This is a genomic window from Sphingomonas radiodurans, from assembly GCF_020866845.1.
GTDB classification, from domain to species: domain Bacteria; phylum Pseudomonadota; class Alphaproteobacteria; order Sphingomonadales; family Sphingomonadaceae; genus Sphingomonas; species Sphingomonas radiodurans.
In genome coordinates, this window is sequence record NZ_CP086594.1 from 302,122 (window position 1) to 314,675 (window position 12,554).

The 12,554-nt window shown below is 66.7% G+C and carries 12 protein-coding genes; 7 read left to right on the plus strand and 5 right to left on the minus strand.

All coding sequences use genetic code 11. From position 1 onward, the window contains the following. Positions 1–96: 96 nt before the first annotated feature. A complete protein-coding gene (locus tag LLW23_RS01365) occupies positions 97–1,317 on the minus strand; it encodes an acyl-CoA dehydrogenase family protein (RefSeq protein WP_228947006.1) in 1,221 nt (406 codons plus the stop codon). 136 nt (positions 1,318–1,453) lie between these two features. Between LLW23_RS01365 and LLW23_RS01370 the strand changes: the two genes are divergently transcribed. Beyond that, positions 1,454–2,662, plus strand: a complete 1,209-nt coding sequence (locus LLW23_RS01370; protein WP_228947007.1) for an MFS transporter — start codon at positions 1,454–1,456, stop codon at positions 2,660–2,662. Positions 2,663–2,767: 105 nt separating this feature from the next. Here LLW23_RS01370 and LLW23_RS01375 read toward each other — a convergent pair whose 3' ends face one another. Further along, the gene (locus LLW23_RS01375) at positions 2,768–3,553 is read right to left on the minus strand and encodes an SDR family NAD(P)-dependent oxidoreductase (RefSeq protein ID WP_228947008.1); all 786 of its coding nucleotides are present in this window, start codon (positions 3,551–3,553) and stop codon (positions 2,768–2,770) included. A 76-nt stretch (positions 3,554–3,629) separates the two neighbouring features. On the opposite strand from LLW23_RS01375, the gene LLW23_RS01380 reads away from it, so the two are divergent. The 6 genes from LLW23_RS01380 to dcd all read left to right on the plus strand — a co-directional run bounded on the left by LLW23_RS01380 (position 3,630) and on the right by dcd (position 9,563). Beyond that, entirely contained in the window at positions 3,630–5,162 is a 1,533-nt protein-coding gene (locus LLW23_RS01380) for a class I adenylate-forming enzyme family protein (RefSeq protein ID WP_228947009.1), read from the plus strand. Further along, positions 5,159–5,944, plus strand: a complete 786-nt coding sequence (locus LLW23_RS01385; RefSeq protein WP_228947010.1) for a thioesterase family protein — start codon at positions 5,159–5,161, stop codon at positions 5,942–5,944. Before LLW23_RS01380 ends, LLW23_RS01385 begins: the two co-directional genes overlap by 4 nt. 125 nt (positions 5,945–6,069) lie before the next feature. Next, entirely contained in the window at positions 6,070–6,741 is a 672-nt protein-coding gene (locus LLW23_RS01390; protein ID WP_228947011.1) for an EF-hand domain-containing protein, read from the plus strand. 80 nt (positions 6,742–6,821) lie between these two features. Further along, entirely contained in the window at positions 6,822–7,541 is a 720-nt protein-coding gene (locus tag LLW23_RS01395; protein ID WP_228948427.1) for a response regulator, read from the plus strand. Between the two features lie 10 nt (positions 7,542–7,551). Then, complete coding sequence (locus LLW23_RS01400) at positions 7,552–8,862, plus strand: sensor histidine kinase (protein ID WP_228947012.1); 1,311 nt, start codon at positions 7,552–7,554, stop codon at positions 8,860–8,862. 146 nt (positions 8,863–9,008) lie between these two features. Continuing rightward, positions 9,009–9,563 (plus strand): dCTP deaminase, encoded by a 555-nt coding sequence (gene dcd, locus LLW23_RS01405; protein ID WP_228948428.1) that lies wholly within the window; start codon positions 9,009–9,011, stop codon positions 9,561–9,563. 36 nt (positions 9,564–9,599) lie between these two features. On the opposite strand, the gene LLW23_RS01410 is transcribed toward dcd, so the two are convergent. From LLW23_RS01410 to LLW23_RS01420, 3 genes are all read right to left on the minus strand, one after another. After that, the gene (locus LLW23_RS01410; RefSeq protein ID WP_333473799.1) at positions 9,600–10,550 is read right to left on the minus strand and encodes a toll/interleukin-1 receptor domain-containing protein; all 951 of its coding nucleotides are present in this window, start codon (positions 10,548–10,550) and stop codon (positions 9,600–9,602) included. A gap of 91 nt (positions 10,551–10,641) precedes the next feature. Then, complete coding sequence (locus tag LLW23_RS01415) at positions 10,642–11,142, minus strand: hypothetical protein (RefSeq protein WP_228947013.1); 501 nt, start codon at positions 11,140–11,142, stop codon at positions 10,642–10,644. A 28-nt stretch (positions 11,143–11,170) separates the two neighbouring features. Beyond that, complete coding sequence (locus tag LLW23_RS01420; protein WP_228947014.1) at positions 11,171–12,463, minus strand: chitosanase; 1,293 nt, start codon at positions 12,461–12,463, stop codon at positions 11,171–11,173. Positions 12,464–12,554: the final 91 nt, after the last annotated feature.

Consider the following 12,554-nt stretch of genomic DNA (forward strand, 5'->3'; position numbering starts at 1 on the left):
CCGGGGAGGGGAAACGTCTTTACGCGTTCCCCCTCGACCCGGCCCTCTCCGACGCGTGTTCATCCCGCGCCTAACCGTAATTACTGGTGCCAGAACCTATTGATGGTCGAGCATCCCGAGGATGCGCTTGGCGATCACATTGTTCTGGATTTCGGACGAGCCGCCGTAGATCGACACGGCCTTGCCCCACAGCCAGGTGCGGGTCTGCGCCAGTTCGTCGTGGCTGAAGCCCTCGCCTTCCCAGCCGAGCCCCTGCATCCCCATGATCTCGATCGCCAGTTCGGCGCGATCCTGGGTGATACGCGCGCCGACGTTCTTCATCACGCTGGTCGCGGCCGACGGCCCGGCATTGCCCTTCGCTTCGAGCGCCGCGCGCCGCAACGTCAGTGCGAACGCGCGCTGGTCCATCTCATGCTTGATGATGCGCGTCCGGAGGTCGCTGTCCGCAAGCCGGCCCTCGCCGTCCACGTCGCGATACTTCTTGGCGATGAACGGGATCTGTTCGCCCTGATTCATCCGCCCCTGCGAGCCGCCGCCGCCCGACAGCGAGTTGCGCTCGTGCTGCAGCAGGCGCGTGCCGATTTCCCAGCCCTGCCCTTCACGGCCGACGAGATTTTCCTTGGGCACCTTCACGTTGGTGAAGAACGTCTCGCAGAAGGGTGAGGAACCCGAGATCAGCCGGATCGGCCGCGTCTCTACGCCCTCGGCGTCCATGTCGATCAGCAGGAAACTGATGCCGGCATGCTTCTGCGACTTGTCGGTGCGCACCAGCGCGAAGCACTTGTCGGCCCACTGGCCACCGCTCGTCCACGTCTTCTGGCCGTTTACGAGATAATGATCGCCCTTGTCCTCGGCGAACATCTGCAGGCTAGCGAGGTCGGATCCCGCGCCCGGCTCGGAATAGCCCTGGCACCAGCGCACTTCGCCACGGACGATGCCGGGGATATGCTTCTGCTTCTGTTCCTCGTTGCCATATTCGAGCAACGTCGGGCCGAACATCATCACGCCCATGCCGCCGATCGGATTGTAGGCACCGATGCGCATCATCTCTTCGCCGAGCACGCGCGCTTCGGCGCGGCCAAGGCCGCCGCCGCCATATTCCTTCGGCCATGTCGGCAGGCCCCAGCCCTTTTCGCCCATCGCCTCACGCCACTGTTTCTGCTCGGCCGTCTCCTCCGTCGGGCCATCGACGGCAGACATCGCATTGTCTTTACCGCGCAGGCTTTGCGGGAAATTCGCTTCCAGCCATTCGCGTGCTTCCTGGCGAAAGGCGTCGGTCGTGTCAGCGGGGCGGTCGAGTTCGGCGGCAGTGGCCATGTATCGTATCTCCGATACCGATTCTGAAGATCGGGTATGGGCGCGCCATGCCACGTTTGCGCGCCGAAGCAAAGCGACATGACGCAACTTGTCGGCTAGACGATGCTCTGGGAAGTCAGCCGGGGGGCACGAGCCGATGCGTTTCGATCACCGCGCAGTTCCGATCGCGCTGCTGGCGATGCTGATCGATTCGATCGGCTTCGGGATCGTGCTCCCCGTCCTGCCGTCGCTGATCGTCGAGCTTGGCGCTGTCAGCCTTGCCGAAGCGTCGCGGATCGGTGGGTATCTGCTCGCGATCTATGCCGTGACGCATTTCTTTGCCGGCCCGGTGATTGGCAATCTGTCGGACCGCTTCGGGCGACGGCGCGTGCTGCTGATCAGCCTGATCTGCTTCGGCGTTGATTATACGCTGATGGCATTCGCGCCGACGCTGGCGTGGCTGTTTCTGGGCCGCGCGATCGCAGGGATCGCGGGTGCGACCTACGGCCCCGCCAACGCCGTGATCGCTGACGTGACCCCGCCCGAACGGCGTGGGCAAGCGTTCGGCTTGCTCGGCGCGGCGTTCGGCGGCGGCTTCATCCTGGGGCCCGCGGTGGGCGGCTTGCTGGCGGATTTCGGCCCGCGCGCGCCGTTCCTCGTGGCGGCGGGGCTCGCCTTCCTCAACGCCGCGCTCATCGCCACGCTGATGCCCGAAACGCTCGCGCCGGAAAATCGCCGCCCGTTCGACTGGAAGCGCGCGAACGCCATCGGCGCCTTTGCCCCGCTGCTGCGCGCCGGCGGAGCGACCGCGCTGCTTGCAGGCGGGCTCATCTGGCAGATCGCGCACATGGTGTATCCCGCCACCTGGTCGTTCTTCGGCGAACTTGCGCTCGGCTGGGATGCGAAGGCGATCGGTTGGTCGCTGGCGGCGTCGGGCGTGTCGATGATGGTCGCGCAGACGTTCCTGATCGGCCGGGCGATCAATCGCTTTGGCGAAGAGCGCACCGTGCTGATCGGGCTAGTCGCGGGAACCATTGTCTTCGCCGGCTATGCCGTCGCGCGCGAAGGGTGGCAGGTCTATGCGCTGCTCGCGTTCGGCGCGCTGACCGGGCTCGTATTCCCCTCGATCAACGCGATCCTCTCGTCACGCGTCGACGCCTCGAACCAGGGCGCGTTGCAGGGCGGGCTCGCGAGCCTCGCCAGCCTCGCCGCGATCATCGGCCCACTCGCGATGAGCCAAGCGCTCGCGTTCGGCGCCGAGCGCGGGATGATGGGCGGGGCGTTCGTGCTGGCGTCGCTGCTGTGCGTGGTGGCGTTCGCGATCTTCCTGTTCGGCGTCGTACGCCGGCCCGGCAAGCTGGCGTAGCAACGCGCACCGTTTCCCGTTCGTCCCGAGCATCGTCGAGGGACACAGCCGCAAGCGACGCCCTGGCGGCACGTACCTCGACGATGCTCGGCACGAACGGATGCCTTACTCTCGCCCCGGCCGCCGGCTGGCGCCAGTATCGAGGTGAAAGCCCGCATCGACGCGCCACACCTCGCCGGTGATCGCACGACCGGCGGGATCGAGCAGCATTTCGATCGGCCCGGCGATATCCTCGGCTTGCGGCGCCATCGCCATCGGCGTGCGGTCGGCAATGCGCGCATCGAGCCGCGCCTTGCCCTCCTCGCCCAGCATCTTCTCGAACCACCCCGTGCCGACATAGCCCGGCGCGACCGCATTCACGCGGATCGCCGGCGCCAGCACCCGCGCGAGGCTCTGCGTCATCGTGATCAGCGCGCCCTTCGACGCGGCATAAGCGATCGACGAGCCGACGCCGTGGATGCCCGCGATCGACGCGACGTTGACGACCGCGCTCATCGGCCCCTCGCGCATCGCCGGCGCGCACGCCCGCACCATCTGGAACGCCGCGACCGTGTTCAGCCGATAGATGTCGACGAAATCCTCCGCGTCGAGATCGTCGAGGTTCTCGTGCGCGACATGCTTGGTGCGGCCGGCGTTGTTGATCAGGAAGTCGAGCCGGCCGAACGTATCGGTCGCAGCCGTGACCAGCGTGCGGCACGCCGCATCCCCCGCAATATCGGCCTGAACCGCGATCGACCCGTTGCCGACCTCGCGCGCCAGTGCCTCGGCATCGTCGCGGCTATGTGCATAGTTGATCACGCAGCGCACGCCGCGCGCCGCCAATCGCCGCACCACCGCAGCGCCGATTCCCGTGCCGCCACCAGTGACGATCGCCACGCTGCCGTCCATCATCCACTCCCCTATTCGCACGCTGTTTTTAGAAGACTGCGTATGGCATTCGCCGAACTGCGCCGCTAGCGACCAAATCATGGATCAAACCGCAGACCTGCTAGCCCAGCCGTTCGGCACCTTGTCGGACCTGATCCGCCACCACGCCGGCACGCAGCCCGACAAGATCGCAATCGCGGATGACGCGACGCAGATCACCTATGCGGCGCTTGACGCGATGATGGACCGCGCCGCCGCCGCCCTGCAGCGCGACGGCACGGTGCAAGGGCAAGCGGTAGCGCTAGTCAGCTACCCGAGCGTCGCGCAGGCGGTAATGTTCCTCGCCGCGTTGCGCGCCGGATCGGTCGCCGCGCCGATTCAGCCCTCCGCCACCCCCGAACAGATCGCCGGGATGATCGCCGACAGCGGCGCCAACCTCGTGTTCCTCGACGCCGCCAACGCCACCGCACTTGCGGGCAAAACGCTGGCGGCTCGCACGGTAATGCTCGAAGCGCTCGATGACTGGCTGGCGCCCGACGGCACCCGGCCCGCCCCGGTCGACATCGCCCCCGACGATGGCTTCAACATCATCTATTCCTCGGGCACCACCGGCGTTCCGAAGGGCATCGTGCAGAGCCACGCGATGCGCTGGCAGCATCTGTCGCGCAACAGCGGCGCCGGGTTCGACACCGCCATCACGCTGCTGTCTACCCCGCTCTACTCGAACACCACCCTCGTCAGCTTCCTGCCCACTTTGGGCTGGGGCGGCACCGCGATCCTGATGGCCAAGTTCGACGCGCGCGGCTTCCTCGAATTAGCCGAGCGGTATCGCGCCACGCACACCATGCTGGTCCCGGTGCAATACCAGCGCATCATGGCGCTCCCCGATTTCGACGCCTTCGATCTGTCGTCGTTCCGCTTCAAGACCTGCACATCGGCGCCCTTCAAGGCCGAGTTGAAGCGCGACATCATCACGCGCTGGCCAGGCAAGCTGGTCGAATATTACGGCATGACCGAAGGCGGCGCGTCGTTCATCCTCGTCGCCGACGATAATCCCGACAAGCTCCACACCGTCGGCAAACTCTCCCCCGGGCACGAGGCGATCCTGCTCGACGACGACGGCAATGAAGTCGCGCCGGGCGAAATGGGCGAGATCGTCGGCCGCTCGCCGGCAATGATGAACGGCTATCACAAGCGCGAGGGCGCCACCCGCGACGCGGAATATTACGACGCTGATGGCACTCGCTGGATCCGCCACGGCGATGTCGGGCGGATCGACGAGGATGGTTTTCTGATCCTGATGGATCGCAAGAAGGACATGATCATATCGGGTGGGTTCAACATCTATCCCTCCGATCTCGAAGCGGTGCTCGCGCAGCACCCCGCGGTCGCCGACTGCACCGTCGTCGGCGTGCCGAGCGACGAATGGGGCGAAACGCCGGTCGGCTTTTACGTCCCGCGCGACGGCGCAACCGATGATGCCGAAGCGATCCGCATCGCCACCAACGAGAAGCTCGGCAAGACGCAGCGGCTGTCCAAACTCTATGTCGCCGACGAGCTACCGCGCAGCGCGATCGGCAAGGTATTGAAGCGCGAGCTGCGCGATCGGCTCGCCGCGGGGGAATTTGCATGACGAGCCTGAAAGAGATCCTCGACGGCCTCGAACCGCTGGGCGACGGCCCCGGCTGGCGCGGCACGATCCCCGATGGCTGGCTGCAGGGCCGCACCGGCTATGGCGGGCTTTCCGCTGCGATCGCACTGCATTGCGCGATGCAATCCGACGTCGATCTGCCCCCGCTGCGCTCCGCCCAGGTCAGCTTCATCGGCCCGCTCGCCGGCCCGATCATGGTCACCGCCCACCGCCTGCGCCGCGGCAAGAATGCCGCCTTCATCCAGGCCGATATCGAAAGCGAAGCGGGGCTCGGCTTGCGCTGCACCTTCGTGTTTATGCGCGCGATCGAAAGCGAGGTCGATTACGCGACCACCACCGTCCCCGATTTCGCCCAGCCCGGCCCCGACGATACGACCTTCAAGGGGCATCCCGCCGTCGCCTTCACGCAGAACTTCGAGTTCCTCGATCGCCGCGACGGCCCGAACCTGAAGCCCGCCGAATGGCTGCGCTGGACGCGGCTCAACGAGCGCGAAGGGCTCGATCCGATGGTCGAGCTGCTCGCGATCGGCGATTGCCTGCCCCCCGCCGCGCTGCGCCTGCTCGGCCGCAACGTGCCGATGAGTTCGCTGACGTGGATCCTCAACGTGCTCGGGCCGACGCCGACGACGCAGGACGGCTGGTGGCTGCTGCGCTCGAACGCGGATTATGCGCGGTCGGGCAGTTCCTCGCAGCAGATGGGCATCTGGAACAGCGCAGGCGAAATGGTGGCGGAGCAGATGCAGTCGGTGGCGGTGTTCGCTTAGCAAATCGTCGCAGCGACAAATTGCGACACTTTCCCCGTCCTGCGGTACAGGCGTGCGACATGGTGGTTCCATATCGGTGAGTAACGGCGAGGATGATCCCCGCCCCGACAAAGGACCACCGACCCATGAAACGCTTCATCCTAGCCGCCGCGCTGGCCGGCACCACCATCGCCGGCATGGCGGCTGCCCAGAATGCGGCGCCCGCAGCCAAGTCGATGCCAAAGCGTGCAATGGCGCTCGACCTCAACAAGGACGGCATCATCACGCGGGCCGAGGTGACCGCCGCCGCCGATGCGCGCTTCGCGAAGCTCGACACCAACCGCGACGGCACCATCTCGGCCAGCGAGCGCCCGAACAAGCGCGGCACCAACATGCGTGACATGACGCGCGAGCAGCTGCGCCAGAAGACCCTCGCCCGCTTCGATCGCGCGGACGGGAACAAGGATGGCAGGCTGGAAGCGGCCGAGCGGCAGGCAATGGGCGGCAAGCAGCGTCGTGAGCGCGCCGGATTGGCGGACGGCGGCCCGCGCGGTGGACGCGGCGAGATGCGCCACGGCGGCCGCCATGCCCGCGGCGGCGGCATGGGCGCGATGATGATGGCCGATGCGAACCGCGACGGCGTCCTCACCAAGGCCGAGGCGATGTCCGCGGCACAGGCGATGTTCGACAAGGTCGACACCAATCGCGACGGCCGCATCGACCAGGCCGAGCGCAAGGAGGCGCGCAGCGTGATGAAGATGCGCCGCGGCGGTCCGGACGGCGGCCCCGGCGGCATGCCGAACGGCGCAGCGCGCTAAGGCACGCCGATCGTGCGCCGGACGGCCGATCCGCCGTCCGGCGCTTCACGCGGGAGCGCGACATGCTAGACACCGACGCCATGGCCGATCTGCCCCATTTGCTGCTCGTCGACGACGAGCGTTCGATCCGCGAGCCGCTGGCGCAATATCTCACCAAGCAGGGCTTCCGCGTCACGCAGGTCGGCGACGCGGAGGCAGCACGCACGCGGCTCGGCGCCTATTCCATCGACCTCGTGGTGCTCGACATCATGATGCCGGGCGAGGACGGCCTGAGCCTGTGCCGCCACATCCGCGCGACGAGCGAGACGCCCGTCATCCTGCTCACCGCGCGCACCGAGGAGACCGATCGCATCATCGGCCTGGAAATGGGCGCGGACGATTATGTCGTGAAGCCTTTTTCCCCGCGCGAACTGGCGGCGCGGATCAAGGTGGTGCTGCGCCGCATGCAGGCCGGCGGCACGCGGCAGCACGCGCCCGAGGCTGGCGCTTATGCCTTCGCCGGCTGGGTGCTGAAGACCGGCGAGCGCACGCTGGTCGATCGCGAGGGCGTCGCGATGCCGCTGTCGACCGGCGAGTATAATTTGCTCCACGCGCTCGCCACGCGCCCGCGTCAGGTGCTGACACGCGATCAACTGCTCGATCTGACGCAGGGGCGCGAGGCGGCGGCGTTCGACCGCGCGATCGACAATCAGGTCAGCCGGCTGCGTAAGAAGATCGAAGTCGATCCCAAGGCGCCGCAGCTGATCAAGACGGTATGGGGCGGCGGCTACACGCTCGCGGCCGAAGTCACGCGGCTGTGATGTCACCGCGATGAGGCTGCCGTACCCGCGCAACCTGCCGGGGCAGCTCGCCTCGCTGCTGGCGCTCGCGCTGTTCCTCGCGCAGGCGATCAACCTTGCGCTGGTGCTGCGCGACCGGGCCGAATTCCGTCTCGCCCAGGCCACGAGGCCGGCGGCGATCCGCATCGCCGACGCGCTCGAGCGTGCCGACGAACGCCCGCTCGCCCCTGACCGCGGCCGGGTCCGGCGGCGCGCGACCAATCCGATCCCGCCGCGGCTCGAGCGCCATCCCGAGGTTGCCGCCGAGTTGCGCCGCCAGTTAATTGAGGCCGGCGTTACGCCCGGCCGCATCGATACCGGAATCCGACCGATCGAAACCCAGCACCGCCGCCGCCAGCGCGGGCGCAACGCCGACACGATCGTGATCGCGGTGCAGCAGCCTGACGGCGGATGGGTCTCGACCAACGCGCCGTGGCCGCGACCTGATGCGCGGATCGTGTGGGCGCTGCTCGCCCAGACCGCGATCATCTACATCCTGATCCTCGTGCCGGTACTCTGGCTCGCCCGGCGCATCTCGCGGCCGTTGCGCGCGCTGGCGGTGGCGACGCGCAACTTCACCCCCGGCGCTGCCCCGACCCCGCTCGAGAGCGCCGGCCCGAGCGATGTCCGCGACGTGATCGCCGCCTACAATGCACTCACTCATCGCGTCACCGCGATGCTCGACGAGAAGGACCGGATGCTCGGCGCGATCGGCCACGACCTGCGCACCCCGCTCGCCTCGCTGCGCGTGCGGATCGAATCGGTCGAGGACGATCAGGATCGCGCGAAGATGGCCGACACGATCGAGGAAATGAGCCGCACGCTCGACGACATCCTCTCGCTCGCGCGCCTCGGCCGGCCGAGCGAGGCGGTGACCGAGGTCGATCTCGCCGCCCTGGTCGATGCGGTCGTCGAGGATTTCCGCGATCTCGGCGCCGATGTCTCGTTCGAGGAAGCCGCCCGGCTGCGCATGCGGCTGCGCCCGACACTGTTCCGCCGCGCGGTGCGCAACCTCATCGAAAATGCGATCAAATATGCCGGCGCAGTCGAGGTATCGCTACAGCAGGAGGGCACACGAGTACTCGTCTGCGTCGCCGATCGCGGCCCTGGCATCCCGCAGGACCGGCTCGAGGCGGTGTTCGATCCATTCACCCGGCTGGAGCGCTCGCGCAATCGCGACACCGGCGGGATCGGCCTCGGCCTGTCGCTCGCCCGCGCGATCGTCCGCGACGCCGGCGGCGAGATCATCCTCGCGAACCGCGAAGGCGGCGGCCTGACCGCGACGATCACGCTGCCGCGCTGATTGCCGTCGCTCCGTTCGTCCCGAGCAACGTCGAGGGACATGGTTTGTGTCTCGACTTCGCTCGACACGAACGGTTCGGGGCGCGCCGGTCGATGCTTGCCAACCTCACCGACACGCGCGAAGAGCGCGCGCAAGGGGAGCTTACCATGTCCGTCCAGTCCGATCGTTGGATCCGCGAGCAGGCGCTCGCCACCGGCATGATCGAGCCGTTCGTCGAGGCGCAGCGGCGCGACGGGTGCATCAGCTACGGGCTCAGTTCCTACGGTTATGACGCGCGCGTCGCCGACGAATTCAAGATCTTCACCAACGTCGATTCGGCCACCGTCGACCCGAAGGATTTCGCCGCCAACAGCTTCGTCGATCGCAAGACCGACGTGTGCATCATCCCGCCGAACAGCTTCGCGCTGGCGCGGACGGTGGAATATTTCCGCGTGCCGCGCGACATTCTGGTGATCTGCCTTGGCAAATCGACCTACGCGCGCTGCGGTATCATCGTGAACGTCACCCCGCTCGAACCTGGCTGGGAGGGACACGTGACGCTCGAATTCTCGAACACCACGCCGCTGCCCGCGAAGATCTACGCCAATGAAGGTGCGTGTCAGTTCCTGTTCCTGCAGGGCAACGAGCCGTGCGAGGTCAGCTACGCCGATCGCGCCGGCAAATACATGCGCCAGCGCGGTGTGACACTGCCCAAGCTGTAAATCACGCAACCCTCGCGACCCGTCGCGAGCCGTCCATCAGCCTCGAAACATGCCGCCAGCGTCCCGCCCGAGCACGCCGTCATATCCACCCTGTCGCTCCAGAAACGCCCGCGCCTCCACCTCGATCGCGCGCGGGAACGGGGCTCCCTCGTCCACCCCGACGTACAGAAGCGCCAGTCGCTCGTCGGCCAGGAAGATCGCGTCATACTTGTCGAGCCACAGCGTGAGATGCGCGCGGAGCAGGCTGGCACTAGGCAGCGTCCGGACGATCTGCGGATGCTTGTCGAGCAGCTCCAGCGTCCGCTTGTTGTACTCGAGCAGCGTGCCCCTGGTGAATTGCCGGATGATCCTGAAGATCCGCCGCTCGGCAGGTTCGAGCGCCTCCGCATGGTCGGCGAGGAACGTCTCGAAATGAACGCGCCTCAAGTCGAGGGTCAGCCGTTCCGCGATCCGGCGCACCAGATCGTCCCTCAAGTTCGCCTGCGCGACGAACGCCGTCCGCGTCGTGGTGAGCACGTTCATCAATTCGAGGATTGGTTCGGCATCGGGAGCCGGTGCCACTACGCTCGAGTCCGCCGCACCCGGAAAATTCCCGCCGGCCGGAAACACTGCTGCCTCCGGCCGCCGCGGTCCGGCACTCACATCGCGCAACAGCTTGGCGCGCGCCAGTTCCTCCGTCAGGCCGAGCAGATCGCAATAAACGATGCTCTTCAACAGCCCGGGCGGTTCGCACATCCGCACGCGCACCGGCACGAGCTTGCGGCCGCTCCCCACCGGGTCCGCCGCGAACGCCGCGCCCCATTCGGCCTGGGTGAACATCGACGCGAGATAATCGGGTGACAGCACCGCGATCGTCCGCTCGCAGGCCGCCGACGCCCGCTGCATTTCATGGACGAAGTTCGCGCCCGGCGGGATATGCCACGATTGAATGAAGACGCTGTGGCCCGCCGCCTCCAGCGTCGCGGCGATCCACTCCGCCCATTGCAGATCGTGCTGATTGTAGCTGACGAAGAAGTCCCGAGCCTGCCCTGCCCCGTCACGATCCGCCGCCGCCCCGTGCTCCCCCGATCGGCGACGATCAGTCGCCCAGCATCACCTTGTAGACGCGCTTCGCGCTGTTCAGCGGATAGATCGCCGAGCCGACCGCCCCTTCGACATAGAAAACACGGTCGCCGGCGCGCGCGATATCGTCGCGCGTCTCCTCGTCGAGCGCGGCAAGCCGCCCCAGCGATGTCAACTGCGCAGCGGTAACGAACTCGGCACGCACCGCCTTGCACCCCTCGCCGTTCCAGATCGCCGGCTGATCGACCGCATCGACATAGCGGACATCGAACGAGCAACCCGGCGTGCCGTTGACATCGATGTCCTCGCGGCTGGCGATTTCCGGAGCACTGACCTTGGTCGGCGGCAGATCGACCGTCGGAGAAGATTGCGAAACCTCGGTCGGAGTGGTCGCAGCAGCGGGTGGCTCGGCGGCGGGCGCAGCAGCGGTTGCGGTCGGGGCGACGGTCGGCACGGCTGAATCGCAGCCCGCCGCAAGCAGCAACAGCGGCACCATGGCAAGCGAAGTCTGGCGCAATGTCAGCGCTTTACGCGAAGATACTTGGTTAGCTGGGGTCATATTCCACATGCAAATGATTGTTCGAGGTGTTCATGAAACGCTCGAAGATCGCATCGTATTCATTTCCCAATATCTTGCTCACCTCGGCCGCCAATTTGTCGCCAACATTGGGCTGAATATTGTTTCCCCGAAAATCGAGCGCGCACCCGGTAAAGTGCCGCGATCCCTTCATGTGGTTGCTGTCATTGCCCGAGGTGATCACAGGCTGCGGCAGGCCGAGCTTCTTCGCGGCAGCGGCGACCGCAACGATCACCGGCTCCATCTTGCGGTGCAATCGGGAGATTTTCACCGCCGAGCTCTTCACCAGCACCCCGTTCTTCGCGGCGACGGCATTGCCGTCGATCGTTTCCTCCCCCGCGCCGTTCGTCGGCGCTGGCGGCGCAGCAGGGACTGGCTTGGCCACCGGTTCCGCTGCCGACGCACCAGCGGCGAACAGCGCCAGCGCATCGGCGCGTTCGGTCGGATAGCGCTTCTTCGTGATGCTGACGAGCTGCTCGCGCTCCGCCTTGCTGAGCTTCGGGTTCGCCGCCACCTCGAGCACGTAAGCGGTCCGCGCGTCGTACATCGCCTCGATCAGCAGCCGATCATAATCGTCCGAATTGCGATCATGATCACGGTCGCAGATGTTGATCGACTCGATCAGGATTCGCGACGCGCGCGCGTGCTGCACGGAAACGGACCAGACCACCTCGCGCACCGCGCGATGCCGCCGATCGAAATCGAGCCCCTTCGCGTCGCGCACGGTCGATACCGCAGGCTGGTAATGCGTTCGGTGGATGAAGGCGTGCTGCGCGGCGCCGAACGTCTTGTCCTCGGCCGCGATTTTCTTCCACACCGTCGTGAACGATGCGGTGCCCGGCTTGGCGGTGCCGAACTGGTCGATCCAGGGCTTGCCTTCCTTCTTCAGGAACGCCGTCAGCGTGCCCGCGGTGCTCGACAGCTGATAGGTGCCGTAGGAGACGCCACCCGGATCGCCCGCACCGCTCGAAACCGTGCCCGGCCCGCGCCCGCCGCTCTCGAATTTCTCCGATAGCTTGCCGAGCAGCACCTCCACTGCCTCCACGTCGCTCGTCGCGATCTCCACAACGGCCCCGGCCACTGCCCCAGCGACAGACGTCGCAGCGGCAGGTGCCGCAACCACGCTGGCGGGCTTGGCCTCGGGCCGCTCGACCGCCGCTTCGGCCAGATTGCACGCCAGATCGAGCGCCTTCACCTCGTCGCTCGTGAAGCCGCGGCCGAGCATAGCCCGCACGGCATCGAATATCGGTTTCCGATTCATCGCCCCACCCCCTCAGCAAAGCACAATGGCTTTGCGCAAAGTACCGTTGGTTGGACGACTAAGACCGCAAGGATTTCAACCGTCCGGACGC

Coding starts and splice junctions, on each gene's coding strand:
- LLW23_RS01365 (WP_228947006.1), bottom strand. CDS start 1,317: ATGGCCACTGCCGCCGAACTCGACCGCCCCGCTGACACGACCGACGCC.
- LLW23_RS01370 (WP_228947007.1), top strand. CDS start 1,454: ATGCGTTTCGATCACCGCGCAGTTCCGATCGCGCTGCTGGCGATGCTG.
- LLW23_RS01375 (WP_228947008.1), bottom strand. CDS start 3,553: ATGATGGACGGCAGCGTGGCGATCGTCACTGGTGGCGGCACGGGAATC.
- LLW23_RS01380 (WP_228947009.1), top strand. CDS start 3,630: ATGGATCAAACCGCAGACCTGCTAGCCCAGCCGTTCGGCACCTTGTCG.
- LLW23_RS01385 (WP_228947010.1), top strand. CDS start 5,159: ATGACGAGCCTGAAAGAGATCCTCGACGGCCTCGAACCGCTGGGCGAC.
- LLW23_RS01390 (WP_228947011.1), top strand. CDS start 6,070: ATGAAACGCTTCATCCTAGCCGCCGCGCTGGCCGGCACCACCATCGCC.
- LLW23_RS01395 (WP_228948427.1), top strand. CDS start 6,822: ATGGCCGATCTGCCCCATTTGCTGCTCGTCGACGACGAGCGTTCGATC.
- LLW23_RS01400 (WP_228947012.1), top strand. CDS start 7,552: ATGAGGCTGCCGTACCCGCGCAACCTGCCGGGGCAGCTCGCCTCGCTG.
- dcd (WP_228948428.1), top strand. CDS start 9,009: ATGTCCGTCCAGTCCGATCGTTGGATCCGCGAGCAGGCGCTCGCCACC.
- LLW23_RS01420 (WP_228947014.1), bottom strand. CDS start 12,463: ATGAATCGGAAACCGATATTCGATGCCGTGCGGGCTATGCTCGGCCGC.